This is a genomic window from Paenibacillus sp. YPG26 (assembly GCF_023704175.1).
Taxonomy (GTDB): domain Bacteria; phylum Bacillota; class Bacilli; order Paenibacillales; family Paenibacillaceae; genus Fontibacillus.
This window is the reverse complement of the sequence record NZ_CP084530.1, coordinates 309063-329482: the sequence shown is the minus strand read 5'-3', so window position 1 is coordinate 329482 and position 20420 is coordinate 309063. Positions and strand designations below refer to the sequence as shown.

The following is a 20420-nucleotide window of genomic DNA, read 5'->3' as shown; positions in this document are numbered from 1 at the left end:
GCAGAACAGCTTGGATATCATAGTTCTATGTCGCACACAAAGGGGCAATCTCGTACGTCATCCTTGAATGACGATGGGATTGCCCCTTTGAAGGACGGCTCCTGGGGAACCATTTAGAATGTGAATGCTTGTTAAGGTTGGAATGTGTCCCTCATAGACTAATTGCCTTCTTCTTTCTAAGCAGCCAAAGAGAGGGAGTTTGGCCAGTTAGCTTATCCCTTTGCCTGCTCGATGGCAGATAGGGCGATTTTGTTCAGCGTTGCATCATCCATAGGCGGATTATGCAGCCCGGCTCTAACATCCCGGTAATAGCGCTGGAGAGGATTATCATTCTGCAGGCTGCGAATGCCAACTACCCGCATCGCCTTGTCCACGATGGTGATCGCCGAATTGGTAACGATGTGCTTGGCGGCGCCAAGCTCCGTACTCAGATAATCCCTGCGGGATTCATCGTCATAAGCTGCGGCTACACTATACAAGAAATGTCTTGCCTTCATTAGCTCGAGATCAATCTCTCCAAGCAGATGCTGCACATTCGGAAGCTGGCTGATCGGACCGCTGATGCTGTTCGGTGTATACTCGTTGGCGAACTTCAGCGCATAGTCCCGGGCAGCCTGGGCAATGCCCAGGTAACACGCTGGAATATGAAGCAGCCAGGCATTCGGCAGCCCTCCCGGACCCGCAGGGACAGCCTTCCTGCCGAGCTCAACAAGCTGATCCGCACCGACTGTGACCTGCTCCAGGACAAGATCATGGCTCCCCGTTCCCCGCAGCGAGATCGTGTCCCAGGTCTCCTCAATTCGGAGCCCCTCCAGATCCTTATGCAGCAGGAACTGCCCAACCGTCTGCTCCTCCTCAATCCAGGCCGATACAATGAAATAAGTCAGCACTGGGGACAAGGTTGTGTAAATTTTGCGCCCTGTGATCACCCAGCTGTCCCCCTGCTTCACCGCGGTTGTCCCAGGGCGTCCGCCTCTTGTCGGGCTGCCGGTCTGCGCCTCGCTGGCTGCCCGGTTGAGCAGGGCCCCCTTCTGAACTTCCTTCGCAATAAACTCCAGCTTGTCCTCCGACCAGAGCCGCTTCTCGAACAGCTCCCCCACACCTGACAGGTGCCAGCCAAGCGATAGTGCGGTGGAAGCATCGAAGCTCGCCAGTGTCTCCTGAAGCAGAATCATATCATATACCCGCAGCCCGTCCCCTCCATAGGAGGCTGGAAGGGTTGACCGTGTATAACCAAGCCCGGTTAATTCCTGAATATTCTCTACAGGGAAAACTCCGAGCTTGTCGATCTGGTCCGCTCTCTCCTTAAATGCGGCTTCCTTCTGCTTCAGCTTCTCCAGCCATTCGCGCTGAGCATCCGTTCTTATGAATAAATTCAACATATGTCCGCCCCCTATGGTCTGTTAGCCGATAAAACCTATAGACTTTTATGAAATAGATGTTATGTTCATCGGAGGACATTGTCAAGGAATTATAGGCCTAAAGAGGAGCGCACCCGTCAGTTCCTGAGGAGAGCTGCACGAGGACTATACCTACCAAATATAGTGCGGATAGACTGGCTAGGCTGCTGCAGGCGGTTATTGTTTATGGAGACAAGAGTCATCCCCATACCATAATTAGCAGAATGGACACCCCTAGGAACAAGCACAGCGGGGAATAGAAACGGCTGTCCAGGCGGGCAAATACCGTACCCTTCTCTTTCTTGAAGAAGCCAACCCAGCGGAAATCTCCAATAGCACGTAGAGTGAATACCGCTCCAAGCAGCCATCCACCGATCCACAGCAAGGCTTCCGGGAACAAGACCGGCTTAATCGCCTCCAGCTCTAACACCAGCCAAGCCGCCAAAGCCAGCAAAATGGCTACCACTCCCGTACTTACTGCGGATGGGCGAAACAGCGGCTCCCCTCCCCTGCTGGGAATCGCACCTGCTGCACCCCATCGGCCTCCACAAATCCAATAGATATGAAGCGCGCTTAATATAAATAGAATCATGCCAATAGCCCAGCTCAGAATCTCCATGACCGTACCCCTTTCATAATTGTAAAAGCTTGCTTTCTCAGGGAAATCGATCGTTGTGCTATGATCACCATCCCATCTCAAATATAAATGGCTGTAACTCAAAATTTGAAGAGCCTCATCTTGATCGGGACTATTGGTCTTCAATAACACATTGAAGTTAAGCGACGAGGAACTCCCGAAGGGGGATACTTCAATATATTGCGCGTCTCTGGTATATAGGATGATCTGATTCTTATTCGCCAGGACAGGATCCAGGTCGATATACAGGTTCTTCATTTTCATATAATTTGTATTTTTTATTGTCAGGGTGAGGGTTACGAAGGTGTATCCTGACGGATCACCCAGCGTCGCAGGGTCCTGAACCACATTAAGCTCCGGGGGCCATCCATCTATAGGTAGTTTCTTCATTGCATTGAAGGTTTGTCTGTCATTTGCGGCGGGCGTGATGATTGTATGGAGCTCCTCCAATTGAGGCTTAAAGAGCCGGAATGAAATGACACCCTTATTGGAATAGCCCAGTATGAGTGCAAGAATAAATACTACAGCCATAAAGACAGTGCGGCGCTTTGCCATATTAGTTCCCCCTGAGGTAGTCTTGTTCCAGGATTTGAAGGTATGTATTTATGATTCTGAGGTATTCGGACTGGTTATGATAGATTGCTTTTACCTTATTCATATACCTATCAAAGGTCTTCTTGATCTCCTGTAATACAACGGTAGATGTTCATCGGTATCGAATCTTCTCTATGTAGTCACTCAACACTCCAGCCTCCCAACATTTTACAAACCAAATATATCACAGTCTAGTGTCCGAGGTGCATCAAAGAGATGAGAATTATTGTAACAATTGAATAATATGACAAGGAGAGAAAAGTAACTAAATTCGAACGAAAAGCAATAACCCGCTGTATGAGCGGGTTCACTTTGAGCTTATTTGATTGGAACACGAGGACTAATCTCTTTGCCATTCTTATCCTCCGCCACAATCCAATAGGTCTCCTTCTTCAGATCCAAGGGGCCATAACGATGATAAGTGCGTTCTCCACTAAATATGGATTCATAATATTGAAGTTCTTTTATCTTTCCGCCTTTGGATACAAGTCTGATCCAGAAGGATCCTAGCTCAGCTTGACTCACATCGTAATAGAGTATTGTCGAGACAGGTGAACTTACGACCTTATTAATTGTAACCGTTCCTCCATGCTTGAGTGGAAGAGGCTTGTTCAGTTCATAGGTGACCGTATCCTTTTGCATCTGCTGGGTGGATACATTGACATCGAACACCCATGGTTTATCTAGAACTACCCTTTTGCTGTCTATTGTATAGGAAATCTTAATCTGAAGTTGATTACCCTTGGGAGTATGAGGCAAGGTATTTAGCGGAACATCCCCGGTTATTGTGTAGGTTCCATTGTTCTCTTCTCCAAATGATTGGCTAGAAAAGGGATGGGGAGCCTCTTCTCCATTAACCAAGATGCTGGGAGACAAGGTTGACACCTCATCCATGTTCACACCTTTAATGGGCTCCAATGTGGCACTGATCAATACACGATCCGTATCGACCAACACTTCGTTCAAGGTCATCCTGCCATAGGAGTTCTCGGCGGTCTCACCAACAGCTGTCTTATAATTGGATAGATCGGGCGGGTTATCAACTTGGATGAAGCTCTCGATTAATCGGTAGATCAATGGCATTTTGGCCAGCGCCGTACCGCTCAGCGGAATTATTAGACTTACTGCCAAGATGAGGGCACCTGCCAGTCCAGCCCACTTGATCATGGAATGAGACTTACGCTTAGGGAGCTTGCGGAGCACGCGCTTTTCCCACCTTTTCTGCTCCATCTCGGTCAGTATCTCTTCCTCATACACCGATACATCGATCCGTACATTATTTAACTCATCATATAAGGACATCTACTACACCTCTTTATTTGAAATGAACAGCTGTCTCAGTTTTTTGCGTCCGCGCGAAAGCTTGTTATGGATCCAGGATTCTTGTACCTTCATCTCGGTGGCCATTTCGCGGGAAGGTACGCCCTCCAAGTAATATTTCACGAAAATATCCCTTTCTAGCTGGGACAAGTGGCGCAGCACCTCTTCAACATCCCGTTGCGGCGGAACCGGCTCTACTCTGAGTAAATCATCCGTTATTTCAATGTGACTAATTTGGCTCTGGTTCCTCAATATTTTACGCTGATAATCTATAGCACGGTACTTGGCAATTGCCGCAATCCACTGCTTGAACGAGTTCTTCTCGGGGTCAAATGAGCCGATATTGTGCCAGGCCGCCAGCAGCACATCGTCCAGACACTCCTCATACTCCTGCTGATTGTAATGGACATAACGCCTGATAATGGCCGATAGCAGCCCTCCATAGGCTTGAATAATAGAAGCAATCGCTCTCTCATCGCGGTTCTTGATTTTCTCTACAAGGACGTCCTCAGATATTGTATTCAAGACAAGCTGCCCTCCCTTCCTTTGTACCCGGTACCTATTATGTAATACGAGTGAGAAGGTATAAACCTATCACAACCCTTATATATCTTTCTAAAGTTGCCTCCTTCCGGACAACAAAGAGACTGTCTCCAAGAGACAGCCCCGTCCATCACACTGTATGAATAAAGCCTACTTCAGAATCTTGTTCAATTCCTCAGCGGTCTTTTTACTTTCCATTTTGGCGTAGAAATAAAATGCAATGGTATGCAGCACTACTGACAATACCACCATTCCCGGAACCCAAGGCAGGATAATCTCGAACATTTCTTTGGAGAACAACCATACAGCAGCAAGTCCACCCAGTGTATTAAGAACAGATGAGATAAGAATGTTCCACACCGGCTTCAGAGAGAAATAGTTCCACAGCGCGTTGTACATGACTCCGAATAATCCCGCCGAGATGACCGCAATTCCTGCAATATTCCACAAATACAGCATGCTGATCGTCTGATCCTTAAGAAAGAGCGTCGCGAGAAAGGTTAACCATAGTGATGTAATCGTGAATACCTGGAAAAAGTTTTGTTTCAATTGATTGATCATTTGAATTTCCCCCTGAATTGTTTGATGTAATGGCGACTCACAAAATAACTGGAATTGTTAGTCAGTACTACTTTTATCCTAGCATGCTCTGTTGAGAAGAATTCCTTGATGAACTTCGTATTGATGATGGTCTGGTTGTTGATCCTCATGAAGTCGGATTCATCGAGTTCTTCTTCCACAAGCTTGAGCCGTCTGCTCAGCAAATACATCTCCCCGTTAAGAACATGTACACAGCACATCCGATCCTCGGATTGAATGGCTGCAATGGAATTTAACGGAATTTGAACATTTCGGTCATTTTTGGCGTTAATGACTACGATTTGTCTGTCACACTCACGGAGAGCTTCCTCAATACTTCTCCAGGATCCCTTTTCTTCGGGGTGGGTAGTGACTTTGGTAGTGTTGCGATTGATTGTTGAGTCCGCTTCAAAAATAACCTTCAAGCGTTGCTCCCTCCTCTCAAGGTCCATACTATAGGCAAAATAACGCCTATGCCACTCCTATTCGGTTTCTTGCATTTTTCTGCAGGTTTGTTGCAAAAAGCGTATGTATCTTACAGATTCCGTACAGCATATCGCTCTCCGATCGACTCGAAAGTTGACAGTATTATGTTACCAGCATGTACAATAGGCTTGTTGTAATTAATTGGTATGAATATAAAGAGCCACATGGATTACTGATTCTTATTACGGCCCATCCCAAGAAGCTTTTTTAAGATTAAATCTATATTTCGGAGGCACACCTATGGACCAGACACTACTCAATCAATTAACCCACTGGCACGAGGCAAATGAACATCAGCGGATCGTCGATGCACTGCTGGTCATTCCCGATGAAGAACGGGATTATGATGCGATCGGCCGGCTGGCAAGGGCTTATAACAACCTGGAGCGCTATGAAGAAGCTCTTGAACAATTTGCATTCATAGCTGAAGCCGGGCAGCAGGACCCGCTGTGGCATTACCGGGTCGGCTACGCCCTGTACTATCTGGGCAGGTATGAAGAAGCGGCGAAGGCCTTTGTCACAGCGGACAAGCTTGAGCCCGGCGATTCGGATACCTTATGGCTGCTGAAGTCCAGCCTGCGGAGAGCGGAGAAGCAGCGGAAGCATGAGCAGCGGATAGCTGCCAAGCGGGCAGCCGCAGCGCTAGAGCCTACGGGTCCGAGTGGGGATGCGGCTCCTTTTACGGACAAGTTCCTTAGCGAATTCTGGGAAGACAGCGACTATGCCAGGAAGTCCTATGTCAGCGAACCGCCAACGGATGAGATGATCGCCTCGGTCGAGGAAGAGCTGGGATACAAGCTTCCCGCTTCCTATATCGCCTTGATGAAGCAGCAGAACGGCGGGATTCCGAAGAATACCTGCTTTCCGACCGAGGAGGCGACCTCGTGGGCTGAGGATCATATCGCCATTACAAGCATCATGGGCATCGGCCGGGAGAAAAGCTACTCTCTCTGCGGCGACACCGGAAGCCAGTTCATGATCGAAGATTGGGGCTATCCCGATATTGGGGTCGTCATCTGCGACTGCCCTTCGGCTGGCCATGACGTGGTCATGCTGGACTACCGGGCCTGCGGACCAGACGGGGAACCCGAAGTGGTCCACGTGGACCAGGAGAGCGACTATGAGATTACCTTCCTTGCCGATAACTTCGAGGCATTTATCAGAGGTCTGGTCAGCGAGGAAGAGTTCGACACCTTCGAAGAAGACCAAGAAACGGATCTTCACCGGGTAGCCCATGGTCAATTCTCTCCCTTACTGGAGGAACTGTGTGCCCAGGTCACGGAGGTGGATCAGCTCGAGCAGAAGATCCGCCGGATCTGTACCCGGATCGTCGAAGAGAAAGGCCACTTTTCATTCCATGCCGATCCGCTGTCCTATCTGATGTATGATGTGCAGTTCTGGCTCTACACGAAGTCCTATCCGGATACCGGACGCGAGCATTATTTGGAAGTGTATAAGGACATGATTGCCTTTGGCGGTGAATTCGGCCAAGGCGGCTATGCGCCTGGATGGATAACCGACTGGCTCGACCAGCGCATAAGCGATGGACGCATCCTGCAGGAGCAGGGACGGCTACGCCTCACGGATGAGGCGGCAGCCGAACTGATCCGGCAGCTGGAGATGGCCTGACTTCATGCTAAGGAAGGAGGAATGATGATGAGGATTATACATCTAGTGTTCCAGATCATTTGTTCACCAGAGCTAAACTCAGAACAATGGGCCTCAGGCCAACTGCGAAACATATAGCTTTTCTAACTCATCCACCTAGTAGAAGAAAATATAAGTTATATTCTCTTGCAGATGTCACTCCCATTGATTCCACGGCAGGCTTTTCTTTGATTCATATAGAGGAGTCTAGTAACGCCAGGGAAAAATTCGAAGAAATCCGAAAAAGATTCGATCGGGAATCTCTCTAATAACCAATAAAGAATTTATAATCCTGCTTCGCGTTAGATTATCTCCACAGCAGTAGCAGCTGCTCCAGTCCCTCCCTGAGCGGCGGCTGGGCCTGCTTGGCCGCTGTGGAGAGCTTCTTCGCATTCCCGAAGATCCGGCTGAGCACCAGCTCCACTTGATGATCCTCCTTGCCTTGCAGCGCCTGAACTAGCGCCTCAGCAAGCTCGGGACGGTCGATCGTGATGTTCTTGACCCTTGTTCCTTCCTCATTCCCGCCCAGAAGAATTGATACGATCACCGGCATATGCTCTGCCTGTACCCCATGGGCATCGGCAAATGCCTCCGCATACCCATCCTGCACCATCTGATGCTCCGTATCCACCAGCTCCATATAACGGCAGACCAAGGGAAAGTAGGCTTCGCTGCAGAGGCCAAGGCCCATCACGGCGTAAGTCCCCGGCATGACTGACTTCTCACCCGGCTCCACATCCCCGTACCAGGCGAACTCCTCCATTGCGTTGTCCGCATATTCGGCAAGCTTAGGGTATAACCCCGGGTAGCTGAGCGCATTGGCAAAAAACTGATGCAGCTTGGACTTCGCCAGCTTCTTAACGGGCAGGAGATGCTTCTGGCTGCTCTTCAGCTTCAGCTGATAACCCTTGGGGAATCCCTGCCGCAGCAGGCCGGTGATATAGTCAAGCGCCTCCCCGTAAGCCGCCTCCTCCTCGGCGAGGATACGGATCTCAATCGTCTGCGTCACATCGTTATTCTTGCCTTCCATCCGCTCTCCCCGGTAAGTGCTGTCGAACTTCCCACTGCCCGTCTGCAGATAATCCTGAGCCCGCTTAGAGCCCAGAAGAACCGCGAGCCCCAGATATTTCTGCCGGGTGTCCGGATCGGAGAAGCCGATCTGAAGTGCCGCATACAGGAAGAAATCGAGTTCACTTGAGTCTACAGCGGAGAGATCCGTTCCTTCCTTCATCATCCACTCCAGTCCATAATCACCGAGAGGATCAAAATACCGAGGTAGAAATTGCTCCTGTGCCCAGTGCTTAAATGCCGAGGTATAGTGCCGGATCCACTCATCTCTACGTTTGGGGAATTGGCGCAGCTTGTCCGACAGCTGGCGGATTAACGGGTCGACTTCCTTCTCCTCCTGCTTCATCAGATCAGGATTGACCAGATGCTGGGCGAAGAAGACCAGGTCGTGCTCGCCCGGCAGCACCGGCAGCCCGGACATGATTTTGGTCTGTATGAACTGCCCCAGCATCTTCTTGAGTTCAACCAGCTTAGGCTCGTTCACCAGCCTGCGCTGAAACGTAATAACTGAATGTTCCCGTTCGAATTCGAACACGACGTTGAACTGGTAATCGAAGAAGTGAGCACCGAACTCCTCCGAGCGTATAAGCTCATCCACACGCCCGCACAATGCCGGGAAAAACTCCTCCCTGAGCTGCTCGTCAGTCAATTCCGTGATATAATCACCCGCTTCGATCTGATAGGCATGATCGCTCCAAGAGAACGGTTCGTACACATCAATGTGAATACGGCCCTGCTCCCAGTTGAACTTGCCCCGCCTCCAGGCCACCCGCAGGTAATCCTTCATTCCGGCCTGCAGTCTGCTCCGATTCTTGCTCTTGCCCATACTGCGACTCTCTCTGGCATATATCGCCATAACCTCGTTCCATATCTCATCTAGAAAAAGCTCCACGGCTTGGATCAACGGCAACGCCTCCCGATAGTTACAGATAGTTATAGATCGCTATGAATCTATCTCTCCATGATAGATAGACTAAGCTCTCTGGTGGATGATTCTTCTTATCTCTAAGCATAAAGTATGCTATAAATACTCCCCGAAATAGAACTGCACTTTCTCATCGGAAAAGCTATCCTCACCTCTCCAGTCTGCCACTGACACGAGGTCGGTTCCCCGCCCGCGCTGCGGGCGATTCTCATCCTTGGGCTGCAGCAATCCGGCGAACCCCCAAATCTCCATTATGGCATCCCGTTCATATTGATTGGATGGCAGAACATCCTTCCACCGCTTCTCCAGCTGCCGGGCAGCCTCCTGATCGCCGCAGGCCTGAACAGCCTCCAGCATCCGCCGCAGAATGACGATGTCCTCTTGGCCAACCTCGAAATCTTCCTCCCTGCTGAGGAATTCCAGGTCCATCAAGCAGTAGGTCAAGTAGTTGAGGCGGACACCTCCCCACTTCACCCGCTCGAAACTCATCACGTTCCAATCTTCGTCGGTGTATTGTTCATCTGCCATTAATCTATGATCATTGCACACCCCGCAGGCGGAGTAAGACGGCCCTTCGGGCTGCCGCTGCGCATAGGTATGTATAGTTAAGTCATGCGTAAGCGCATAGCTGGACAAGGAGCTCCGCCAATGAACTTGGCGTGTAGATAGACTATGGAGGAAGGCGCGGGCCACCTTTTCTCTCGTAATGCTCTGCTCGTGTAGCTCCCTCAATCTCCGAACGCATTCATCATGGGATATCGTCACCGGGTCGAACATGAGACCCTTGCTCCTCGCATATTGGAAGTCCTCGTCTGAACATGAGAACTTCTCTCTCCAGCCGGAACTCCAGTGGGTGTGTAGTAATATTTTCTTGGCCTTCGGATCCAACATAATCTGCCTCCTGCTCATGGGATGAGTTCGATTCATCTCTCGCATCTTCATCATACAATGGACGAGCCCGGAAGCAAAAGGAAGAAGATATGCATAATTCACAGAGTTGCTTAAGACCCTCAGATTGCTGCTGGCACTTGCGGGGCCAGCCATTTCTGCACTCTATACTGCTGCCTTCACCAAAGTACACTGGACGGTGATCATAGCGCACTCCCTCTTCAGACGGACCGCCCCTGCGACCTGGGTCCAGTCGTAAAAGCAGTCGCAAGGCTGATTTCCCAATTATGGAAAACCATACAATAAGAGCAAGGAGTTAAGAAGGAGCCTAACGGATATCAAAAAACAAACGTCACGAGGAGATGTAAGAAATGACAACGTTAATCGAATTCAGGAAAGTAACGAAGGAATACACAATAGGGGAAGTACCGATTAGAGCCCTTGATGGTGTTGATTTCTCCATTGCGGAGGGGGAGTTCGTCGTTATTCTCGGGGCAAGCGGTGCCGGTAAAAGCACGATTCTGAATATTCTTGGCGGGATGGATACAGCCACCTCAGGTCAAGTATTTGTGGGGAATCAGGAAATCACAGGTCTCAGCGACAAAAAGCTAACCCAATACCGCGCTGAGAAGGTCGGCTTTGTGTTTCAATTCTATAACCTGATTCCGAATTTGAACGCGCTGGAGAATGTTGAATTTGCCACTGAAGTCTGTACTAACCACCTGGATGCAAAGGAAATTCTACATAAAGTTGGCTTGGATCACCGGGTCAAGAACTTCCCCTCCCAGCTCTCTGGAGGAGAGCAGCAGAGAGTAGCGATAGCAAGGGCTGTTGCCAAGAACCCTCTACTATTATTGTGTGATGAACCCACCGGAGCTCTGGATTATGTAACAGGAAAGTCCGTATTAAAGCTTCTGCAAGACCTGAACAACGAGACGAACAAATGCGTTGTGCTAGTCACACACAACTCGGCCATTGCTCCTATGGCTGACAAAATTATAAGAGTGAAAAGCGGAAGAATTGAGAGCGTTACGATCAATAAAGCAGCTCAAAGCGTTGAAGGGATTGAGTGGTAATCATGAAATTATTTCTCAAATTATTAAGGGATACCCGGCAGTCGATAGGCCAATTTATAGCCCTGGTTATGGTGATCGCTGTGGGTGCCTTTTTCTATGCGGGGCTGGTCACTTATAGCGACAGGCTTAGCGCCTATAGCGAAGTCTATTTCAGAGAACATAATCTAAGCGACTTGAATATATCTTACACCCAGATCTCCAGGGAAGATACAGCGGGTCTAAGCACGATCAAGGGGATTCACAAGATAGAGGGACGGTATACTTTTGATGCCACGCAAGTCTCCGAGGATGCCAAAGCCTCCTTAACCATTCACTCCATCCCTGCAAATAACACGATCAACACGCCTGCCTTGATCCAGGGCCGTATCCCCTTGCACAAGAACGAGATCTTGCTGGATTCCCATTATGCCCAGGCACACGACTACCAAGTTGAGGATACAATCAGCGTAACTACAGATGGGAAAAGCCTCAAATTCACCATTAGCGGCCTGGGTGAGAATGTGGAGCATGCCAAGAAGAACGAGACACAAGATCATCACGCCTACGGAGTGGCCTATATCGCTGAAGAGGCCTTACCCGAGATCCTGGGCAGCCTCCAGTATAATGAAGTCATGATTGATGCCGATGAAGGCTATAATATTGACAATTTAGCTCAATCTATTGAAGCGAGATCCGATCCGCTTACCTATTTGACCCAAGTTAGCAAAGAACGGTCCTTCAGCTATTCCAAAATACAAGAGACGATATTTAACAACGGACTCATGAGCAAGGTGATCCCCTTCGTTCTCTTTGTCATTTCAGCAATCATCCTGTTCCTGACGATGTCGAGAATTATAGATTCCCAGAGGAACCAGATCGGGATTATGAAAGCCTTGGGGGTGAAGAACAGAACCATTATGCTGCATTACATGGGATTTCCTGTGATGGCCTCAGTTATCGGTTCAATCATTGGCTGTGCTGTCGCCGCCAGTGTGTTCATTCCATTGGTCACTGCGTCGAGCGCCAGAGCCTACTCTCTCCCTGGTCTTGAGTTCTCACTCTCCGCCTTCTCGCTCTTCCCTCCCCTCATTTTCTCTAGCGCCTGTGGACTCCTGTCCTGTTACTTAAGCGGCCGGGTCATATTCAAGGAACGTGCAGCCGACGCTATGCGTCCCCGTCCTCTAAGGCAGATGAGACAGCTCTATATAGAAAGAATTCCGGGGATTTGGAACCGTATCTCCTATAGTTACAAGCTCATTTTGCGAAATATATTTCTAAATAAACACAAGACTGTAGCGAGCTCAATTGGTGTTATGATCAGTACCGTGTTATTAATCACGGCTTTTGGCACCCAGACGGCCTTGATGCAGGTAGCCAACCAAATCGAGAAGGTCCATACCTACGATTTGAGGGTAGATTACACGGCAGGAACTTTTCCAGACAGCGCAGCACTTCCCTCCGGCATCAGGTTCAGTTATGACTCATCCACCCTGCCCGTTGAATTCATTCAACAGGACGAGCAAGAAAGTGCCACGCTGGTGGTTACCCCATCAGAGAACAAGCTCATTCATTTCTTTGACGACAATAACAATAGGATTCAGCTGGAAAACAACGGCGTGCTGGTACCGAAGTCTTACGCTGATCAATACCGTATTGCTGAAGGAGATACAATCCGTCTGAGGTTCACCTCCCCCCCGCTCCGGAACAAAACAGTAGACATGCCGGTGCTGGGCATATCTACACAGTATTCCAATCCGGTGTTCTACTGCACCCCGGCTTATCTTGAGGCTATGGGGATCCTCTACAATCCAACCTCACTTGTAGTTGAAGCAGCTAGTCCCGAAGAGCTGAGCAGCCTTCGCAGCTTCTTCGAACAGGATCCTCGTGTAGATGCTCTGGCGGATAAGGATGACTTGAAGAAGTCAGCCCGGTATATCGTGCAGCAGAACAGCTTTGTGTTCATCCTGTTCATCATTTGTGCCGTCATATTGTCCTTTGGCGCCATATTCACGATATCCTCCATTAACATCTATGAACGGAATCGCGAGCTTGCAACACTCAAGGTACTGGGCTATCCGCGGAATAAGATACACCGGCTTATATTTCTTGAGAACATCATCTTAACCACGTTGGCGGTAATTATAGCGATACCGGCAAGTGGTTATGTATATAGTCTTGTTGTGAAGGCGCTATCCAGTACCCATCAACAAATTCCCGGTACATTAGGTATTTCCAGCTTGGTGCTCTCTGTCATCCTTGCGTACTTGCTAACCATTCTGGCTAACTTATTGCTGAGGAGAAAAGTAACGCGAATTAATATGACCGAGTCACTCAAGAGCGTAGAGTAACCAGAATCAGCCTTAAGCTCTTGGGAGCTTAAGGCTGGTTTGCGGATGACACGGTCACCAAGCTTCCTCACTTGTCCCGGTGAACGATATAATTGAGCAGATGCTTTAGGAAGGTCATGCTGCGCGGTATTCCTTTTACCGCATCCAGAGCGAGACAATAGTGATCCCACATCGCTTTGGCCGCGCCCTCCTGACCGAGGATGGATACGAAGGTGGAGCTGTTATTCTCGGCATCCTTGCCTACAGGCTTCCCGATAAGGAGCGCATCTCCCTCCAAATCAAGCAGATCATCCTTAATCTGAAAGGCAATCCCCGCATGATAAGCGAATTTCTTAAGGCCTGCAATCTCCGCCTCTGCAGCCTCAGCGAGAATAGCGGGCATAACCAATGAAGCCTCAAATGCAACTCCCGTCTTATAGAAGCTGATTGTATTCAATTGCTCCAGTGTCAAAGCCTGTCCTCTGGCCTGTAGATCCATCAACTGGCCCATACATAGATCTTCCGCCTTCTCAGCTGAATACCGGATCAGGGCAAGCACAGTCTCGGCGCGGAATTGATGGAGCGATGCCTGCTCCTGAACTCCCTTCTGAATCAGATAGAGACCGGTCAGCTCTGCCGTGGCCGTATCTCTCATCTGATGCAGCGTGAGGCGTCCTCTACGGGTTGAAGCGTTATCCTGGGACGGCAGGTCATCAAATATCAGGGATGCCGTATGCATATATTCAAGTGATCTCATAAGCGGCAGGATGGCCGAGCTATCCAGTCCATATTCGTTAACCCCCATAGCCCACACCAATATGGGCCTCAGGCGCTTGCCATCCCCCTCAAGGCTGTAATTGGCCGCTTCAATAATCGGCTCTTTCACCGCCTGAACCCCGTCCTGCTTGGGTATTGGCAGGGTGCTGTTGATCTCCCGCCGGACCGTCTCGATTGTCTCCGTGAATCGCTCCTGCTCCTCCCGGTCGTTCCTCAGAATCGTCACAACCTGATCACGAAGCAGCTTATCGAAGAAATCCACATCATCCGTCTTCCGAACGATTTGCTTGATGAGACGGGCAAACTCCGCATTTCCGGAAGCAAATATGCCCATGATCTCTTGATATTTATCCGTTCCGACACGTTCCCTGTAACGCTTGAGGCCATTAATGGCCCGGCCCAGTATAACCTCGCGGGTCTTGGCATCCGAATGGTACACATTGTGGATAAGGTGAGAGATTACCGTCCAGTATAATTCAAAAGGATTAACCAGATCTGAACGCTGCTTGTGGTACTTCAAATAGTAGGTGTACGGGGTGACTGCCCCGTCGCGCATATCATCCAGCATATCTGCGAAATCATCTGCCAGCTGATTGTAGATGCCATAGTAGAAGGTCCGGTCATCGAAGCCCTCATCTACAGGAGCGCTGATCACCGACCGGGCTATCAGCCGGGATGAGGAGGATTTCAGAATAATGGGGATATACAGCTCTTCATTCGTGTAAGCTGCATCCGAAATATCCTTTTGACGGTCCAGCTCCTGAGACTGAAAGAATACATAAGCCTGTTCAAAAAACGTGTGGTGTGTCTCCGCCCGCTGATGGCTTTTGATATACTCGAAGGCTTCTCTAAGCTCCGTATGTACATACCTGAGCAAATCCATGTTACGCCCAGACCACTCGCCCATTTCGGGCACCGAGCCGGTAAGAAGCGTCGTGCGGATCATGAGGGAGTACTGCTCCTTCTCCTGAGCGGTCAGGACCTTCGAGTCCAGCAGATCATCAATGAAAGGGTAGGTAAGTCCATAGGAATAACCAAGCCGGATGGCTTCATCCAGTCTTCGCGTCCGTTCCTCAGGCGGGGTCTGGTCGTTCATATCTTCATTGACATGCAGTATAACTCCCAGAATAATCTTCATCAGCTTGCGCTGGGCTTGTTCGGCATTCAGTTCTTCCGGAAGGTGGGAAGCTACGCTCTTGAGCTTGTTAATCAGCCAGATTACGGTAGTCTCTATGCCTTCCCTCTGTGCCCAGCGGTATGCCCCCGCCAGACTCATGAATTCCGGCTGTTCGCCTTTCTTGGATGAGATGAAATGGGTCAGGTTGCCTTTAATGAAGCCGGCTATATGTCTGATCCGTGCCTGTGTGTCAGGCGAATCCAGGACCTGTCCCAGATCCCGCATATAAATGTAGGACACGCTTCGGTCCAGATAAGCATCCAAATTACCTGTATACTCCAGCCACCCAATGTATCTATGGTAATCCCGGGAATCCGGTTTTCTCTTTTTTGGCGTTATAAAAGGCAGCCATGAACGACGGGAAGCGCGGCCTCGTCTCCACAACCGGATATCTTCGGTCAGCGTGGACACATACCTCCTGTCCATAACCTGCGCATAGAGTGAAGCAAAATACCTTGCTGCCTTCTCCTCAGCCAGCCGGTAACCTGTATCTGCATGATGGATAAATTCGTCATTCATAGGGTGTGCTACCTCAATTTCTATTTCTATTATTGTCATACTTATATGCAATAGGGGGAGAAAGGTTGCTTTGTTATGTTATACATGTTAGTACGTGAAAAAACCTTTTTAGTTACTTTCTATAGTAATAAGGTTTGCATAGGATTCGATTAGTTACAAGGGGAAATGGATGATAAGTCGGTACCCGTTGCCGAGTCAACAGCTTTAACCAGGGGAATGGCTAGTCCGCTCTAGCTAGTCTATTGTATAAGAAGCGAGATATGTACCCAGAACATACACAAGGAGGCTGTACCCTTGCTCCAATCCGATATTAAGCGTGTCTCTCTTGCGCTCCCCAGCTTATCCCTGGTCCCTGAACAGGATTGGGCCGAAGCCGAGATCAGGACGGTTACCCCTGATACTCCGCATTTCATACGGGAGGGTCATATCCTTCAGCATGCCATGTTCATTCTGCAAGGAGCTGTGCGTATCTATAAAGTTACCCCGCAGGGAAAAGAAATCACCCTGTACCGTGTGCGGAACGGAGAAAGCTGCGTTCTCATGTTGGCCAGCATTTTGGGAGAGACCCCGTATGAGGCCTCAGTCTCTATTGAAGCTGACACCGAGGTTCTCTTAATTCCAATCCACTTGTTCAGGACATGGATGGACTTGTATCTGCCGCTCAAGCAGTATGTCTTCAAGCAAATGATCCAGAGAATCACATCCGTTACCCAGCTCGTGGAGAATATTGCTTTCCAATCGATCCCTTATCGCATCGCGGAATTTTTACTGAAGCAGATAGATACCAACAACAATCAAATTGTGCATATAACCCATGAACAGCTAGCCACCGAGCTCGGTACAGCCAGAGAGGTGATCAGCCGTTCCCTGAAGGAGCTTGTCCGTAAGAAGATCATTGCAGCCCGCAGAGGCTGTATACAAGTTCTCGACCGCGATCAATTGCTGGGGGTCATCCATAATGAACGGTCAATGTGACTTTGTCACGGATGAGGTGCCCGGAGACTGTTAAGCTTGATACAAATTCAATGTTGAGGTGAACTTGTATGAAGAACTCCGGTGACCGTAGCAGAAGTTATTATGACAGCTCCAATCTCAAGAAGCTGCCTGAACTCATTCAGCTTGCTCCGCAGGCCGCAGAGTCTTTCCTAACATTCGAAAAGGAAGTATATCATGGGCTGCACGCCATTCCTTTAAAGACCAAGGAACTCATTGCCCTCGCCGTTGCTCATGTGACGGGCTGTCCCTACTGCATCGATGTCCACACCCGAAGATTCAAATCGCTCGGCGGGACCCGTGAAGAAATCTTTGAAGCCGTCTTGGTAGCGACCTCCACCCGGGCCGGGGCGGTACTCAGCCACGCCACCCAATCGCTGCTTGCCTATGAAGATGACAGCTTCCAAGATCAGGTGCCGGCCGAGGGGCCTCCCTCTCCCGGCAGTTCTGGCGGAACTGGCGGTTCTGGCGGTTCTGGCAGCCCCGGCTGTTTCTGTTAGGCCTTTAGCGGAGCTTCGCCAACATCATCAAGCAGGCTTAGGGCCCGCGCAAGTCTAAGAAGCCCGGCCTTACCCGGCGGGGGTTCTTAGGTTCGAGGCAATCGCCCTGTAGTTATTGTAAAGTCTGAGGGCAGGCACCTGGCGGCTAATGTTTTGTTCGAGGCAGTGCTCAAGTAACTACTGTTAATTTCGAGGTTGTGCTCAAGCAGTTGCTGTTATGTTCGAGGCAGTGCCCAAGCAGCTAAGTTGAGTTCGAAGGCAGTGCCCAAGCAATTGCTACAGTGCGCGGTGCTGGACAGCCTTGCCGATATCATAATCGGTCAGGTCAATATCCGGCTGTATGCCAAGTGCTAACTTGGCCATTTGGCTTCCGATGAAGGGACCCATCGTTAGTCCTGAGGCGCCGAGACCATTTACCGCGAATAGTCCTTCCCAGCCGGGTACTGCTCCAACTACCGGAAGGAAGTCGGCTGTGAACGGGCGGAAGCCCACCCTTACCTCTTCAAATGTGCTGTCCGCGAGTCCAGGCGCCCAGGTCAGGCATTTGCTGATGATTTCGTGCATGCCGCCTGGTGTAATCCTCGTATCGTAGCCTTCAATATCATTCTCATGCGTGGCCCCCACAACAATCTTCTGCTGTCCAAAGGCAAGCAGGTACTGATCCGAAGGCGGCATCACAACCGGCCATTCGCCCGTATTGAGTGCGGGGTCTGGAAGCTGCAGATGCATGATCTGCGCTTTCTGATACCTCACCTCAAAATTAACACCCAAAGGTTCCAACAGCTGCCCAGCCCATGCTCCCGCGCACACAATAACCGCGTCAGCCAAGTAGCGGGTGGCCCCGCAAGTCACGCCCGTTACACGGTTCGGTTGAAATTCCAGCTGAGCATCCCCATGGATGAGTTCAGCCCCATTCCTTACGGCAGCCCGAAGCAGTGCATCCCGCAGCGCACGGCCATCAACCCGGGCGGCACCACCAATGTGAACAGAGGAGCACCCTTCCACAAGCAGGGGGAATCGCTCCCGGGTTGTGTGCTCATCCATCCGGGTAATCGCGCCAATCTCCGGTGCGTCTTCGAGACGCTGGTATGCACGTTCTTCTATTTTGCCGATTTTCTCGGGGTCCGTATGTATATTGAGAGCGCCGACCCTGGCATAACCAGTCTCGCTCTCCCCTTCCCGTTCAAGCTCCTCAACCAGAGCAGGGTAATATCGCGCACCGGCCTTGGCAAGCTGATACCAGGCTTTATTCCGTCTCTGCGACAGCCAGGGACAGATAATTCCTGCTGCCGCATCCGTAGCCTGCCCTTGATCCTGCCGGTCGATAATGAGCACGTCCGCTCCCAGCTTCGCCAGGTGATATGCCGTAGATGCGCCGGCGATTCCCGCGCCAATAACGATAATTTTCATGATGATTCATTCCTTCCTGCGGATCGCACTTCTCAGTCTTATCATTATAACTAGATCTTCATAAAAAGTGTCTACACCCTCTTGGTGTCGAGAAAATTGTCAAACAAATTGAAACTTTTACCATATGCCGAAGTCTATATAGATACTACTACTTAGAGGAGGTTCAATTTTGTGAGGAAATTTCTAACTTATCTGACACTAAGCCTCATGTTACTAGCTTCATCGGCATCCGACGCTTATGCCGCCAGTCCCGCACCCGGTGAAGGAAGGGCACTCAGCGGAATTGTAGACATTGACTTTACGGCTGAGGGAGATGGAACCGGGCTTGCGCTGGACAAGAATGGAACAGTCTGGTATTGGCACGGCAACGAGCCAGCCAAACGCGGACCAAGCGTCCCAGGTGCTGTGAAGATAACCCCCAAGCTGCTGCTTAAGCGGGACGGAACTGTATGGGAATGGAAACCAGGTTCCTCTACCAGCTACCAGGTGCAGGGCTTGTCAAGTATTCGCAAGATTTCGAGCAGCAATGCCGGCAGCCTTGCACTGGATAACACCGGCAATCTGTGGGCTTGGGGACAGAGCTGCCAGGTGGCCATCGCGGCGAACTCAAAGCTTGTCCAAGATATGTGCTCTGATTACCGGGCTCGGGATCCGCTGCTGGATCAGCCTATCCTGATTGCCCATGACATCATTGATGCTGATATCAATACAGATCTTGCCTTCGCCCGCAAGAACGGTCTTATTGAGCAGTTTTATTACGGGGATAATGTACATTCTGGGGCGAATAGCTACCGACTTCCAGGTAACCGCAAAGTGGTATCTATATCCGAGAACGCGATGTCTGCAAATCGCGGTGCCGTGTTCGTACTCGCGGGTGATGGAAGTCTTTGGTATGGTTTTAATGGCGGCAATCTGCAGAAGATCGCACACAACTCTGCCTTCCGTTCCATTGATGCAGGGTACGAGGCGCAATTGGACAGTCTCGTGACCGATTCAAAGGGGCAGGTGTGGGCAACGACTTCCTGGAACCCCGACAATACCAGCTCTTCCATTAAGCTAAAGGGACTGAGCCATATCGTGAAAGCTGTGGCCCGGTCGATCAACAGCGGCTTGGCCATGGATAAAAGCGGCAAGGTATGGCAATGGGGCAAAACGAAATTGACTATGAACTTTAGTCCCCTTAACGGATCCCCCAAGGTGCTGCCTGTGCAGCATGAGCTGACTGTCAGCTGGAACGGTACCAACCTACCGCTCACCTCCGCACCGGTACTGCGTGACGGATCGCTGCTTGTACCGATGAGGGAGCTGTTCGAGGCTTTCGGGGCCAAAGTGGACTACAACAATGGCCGAATCAGCGCAACGCGAGAAGCGCGAACCATTCAGCTGACCGTGTACAGCAAGGCAGCAATCGTAAATGGAAAGCAGACGTTGATGAGCACAGCACCAACCTATGTGGATGGCAAGACCTACGTACCGCTGAGGTTTTTGTCTCAGGCTCTTGGAGCCTCTGTGGAGTGGAAGGCCGCACAGGGTGATGTGTCGATCGTACTGAATAAGTAATAAGGAGGGTGATTG

General features: G+C 50.1%; 16 protein-coding genes. 6 read left to right on the top strand and 10 right to left on the bottom strand.

What is annotated here, in order from left to right:
- Positions 1-212: 212 nt before the first annotated feature.
- From LDO05_RS01535 to LDO05_RS01510, 6 genes are all read right to left on the bottom strand, one after another.
- Positions 213-1379 (bottom strand): acyl-CoA dehydrogenase family protein, encoded by a 1167-nt coding sequence (locus LDO05_RS01535; RefSeq protein WP_251378571.1) that lies wholly within the window; start codon positions 1377-1379, stop codon positions 213-215.
- Between the two features lie 220 nt (positions 1380-1599).
- Positions 1600-2592: a DUF3995 domain-containing protein gene (locus tag LDO05_RS01530; RefSeq protein ID WP_251377137.1), complete on the bottom strand. Its 993-nt coding sequence runs from the start codon at positions 2590-2592 to the stop codon at positions 1600-1602.
- Between the two features lie 357 nt (positions 2593-2949).
- Positions 2950-3933, bottom strand: a complete 984-nt coding sequence (locus tag LDO05_RS01525) for a DUF4179 domain-containing protein (RefSeq protein ID WP_251377136.1) — start codon at positions 3931-3933, stop codon at positions 2950-2952.
- Positions 3934-3936: 3 nt separating this feature from the next.
- Positions 3937-4476 (bottom strand): sigma-70 family RNA polymerase sigma factor, encoded by a 540-nt coding sequence (locus tag LDO05_RS01520; RefSeq protein ID WP_251377135.1) that lies wholly within the window; start codon positions 4474-4476, stop codon positions 3937-3939.
- A gap of 168 nt (positions 4477-4644) precedes the next feature.
- Positions 4645-5055 (bottom strand): hypothetical protein, encoded by a 411-nt coding sequence (locus LDO05_RS01515; protein WP_251377134.1) that lies wholly within the window; start codon positions 5053-5055, stop codon positions 4645-4647.
- Positions 5052-5498 (bottom strand): LytTR family DNA-binding domain-containing protein, encoded by a 447-nt coding sequence (locus LDO05_RS01510; protein ID WP_251377133.1) that lies wholly within the window; start codon positions 5496-5498, stop codon positions 5052-5054. The genes LDO05_RS01515 and LDO05_RS01510 overlap by 4 nt, the downstream gene beginning before the upstream one ends.
- Positions 5499-5799: 301 nt before the next feature.
- Between LDO05_RS01510 and LDO05_RS01505 the strand changes: the two genes are divergently transcribed.
- Complete coding sequence (locus LDO05_RS01505) at positions 5800-7188, top strand: SMI1/KNR4 family protein (protein ID WP_251377132.1); 1389 nt, start codon at positions 5800-5802, stop codon at positions 7186-7188.
- 325 nt (positions 7189-7513) lie between these two features.
- On the opposite strand, the gene LDO05_RS01500 is transcribed toward LDO05_RS01505, so the two are convergent.
- Together LDO05_RS01500 and LDO05_RS01495 are read right to left on the bottom strand one after the other, a co-directional pair.
- A complete protein-coding gene (locus LDO05_RS01500; RefSeq protein ID WP_251377131.1) occupies positions 7514-9178 on the bottom strand; it encodes a DUF6138 family protein in 1665 nt (554 codons plus the stop codon).
- A 117-nt stretch (positions 9179-9295) separates the two neighbouring features.
- Positions 9296-10087 carry a hypothetical protein gene (locus LDO05_RS01495; RefSeq protein ID WP_251378570.1) on the bottom strand — a complete coding sequence of 264 codons (792 nt, stop codon included), beginning with the start codon at positions 10085-10087 and terminating at the stop codon, positions 9296-9298.
- Between the two features lie 371 nt (positions 10088-10458).
- On the opposite strand from LDO05_RS01495, the gene LDO05_RS01490 reads away from it, so the two are divergent.
- Together LDO05_RS01490 and LDO05_RS01485 are read left to right on the top strand one after the other, a co-directional pair.
- Entirely contained in the window at positions 10459-11163 is a 705-nt protein-coding gene (locus tag LDO05_RS01490) for an ABC transporter ATP-binding protein (RefSeq protein ID WP_251377130.1), read from the top strand.
- 2 nt (positions 11164-11165) lie between these two features.
- Positions 11166-13490, top strand: coding sequence for an ABC transporter permease (locus tag LDO05_RS01485; protein WP_251377129.1), 2325 nt, complete (start codon positions 11166-11168; stop codon positions 13488-13490).
- A gap of 67 nt (positions 13491-13557) precedes the next feature.
- Here LDO05_RS01485 and LDO05_RS01480 read toward each other — a convergent pair whose 3' ends face one another.
- Positions 13558-15942, bottom strand: coding sequence for a polyprenyl synthetase family protein (locus tag LDO05_RS01480; protein WP_251377128.1), 2385 nt, complete (start codon positions 15940-15942; stop codon positions 13558-13560).
- Between the two features lie 294 nt (positions 15943-16236).
- Between LDO05_RS01480 and LDO05_RS01475 the strand changes: the two genes are divergently transcribed.
- Both LDO05_RS01475 and LDO05_RS01470 read left to right on the top strand, forming a co-directional pair.
- The gene (locus tag LDO05_RS01475) at positions 16237-16917 is read left to right on the top strand and encodes a Crp/Fnr family transcriptional regulator (RefSeq protein WP_251377127.1); all 681 of its coding nucleotides are present in this window, start codon (positions 16237-16239) and stop codon (positions 16915-16917) included.
- Between the two features lie 68 nt (positions 16918-16985).
- Positions 16986-17435 carry a carboxymuconolactone decarboxylase family protein gene (locus LDO05_RS01470; protein WP_251377126.1) on the top strand — a complete coding sequence of 150 codons (450 nt, stop codon included), beginning with the start codon at positions 16986-16988 and terminating at the stop codon, positions 17433-17435.
- Between the two features lie 276 nt (positions 17436-17711).
- Here the strand turns inward: LDO05_RS01470 and LDO05_RS01465 are convergent, their stop codons facing one another.
- The gene (locus tag LDO05_RS01465) at positions 17712-18848 is read right to left on the bottom strand and encodes an NAD(P)/FAD-dependent oxidoreductase (protein WP_251378569.1); all 1137 of its coding nucleotides are present in this window, start codon (positions 18846-18848) and stop codon (positions 17712-17714) included.
- 168 nt (positions 18849-19016) lie between these two features.
- Here LDO05_RS01465 and LDO05_RS01460 point away from each other — a divergent pair, with 168 nt between their 5' ends.
- The gene (locus tag LDO05_RS01460; protein ID WP_251377125.1) at positions 19017-20405 is read left to right on the top strand and encodes a stalk domain-containing protein; all 1389 of its coding nucleotides are present in this window, start codon (positions 19017-19019) and stop codon (positions 20403-20405) included.
- The last annotated feature ends 15 nt before the right edge of the window (positions 20406-20420 follow it).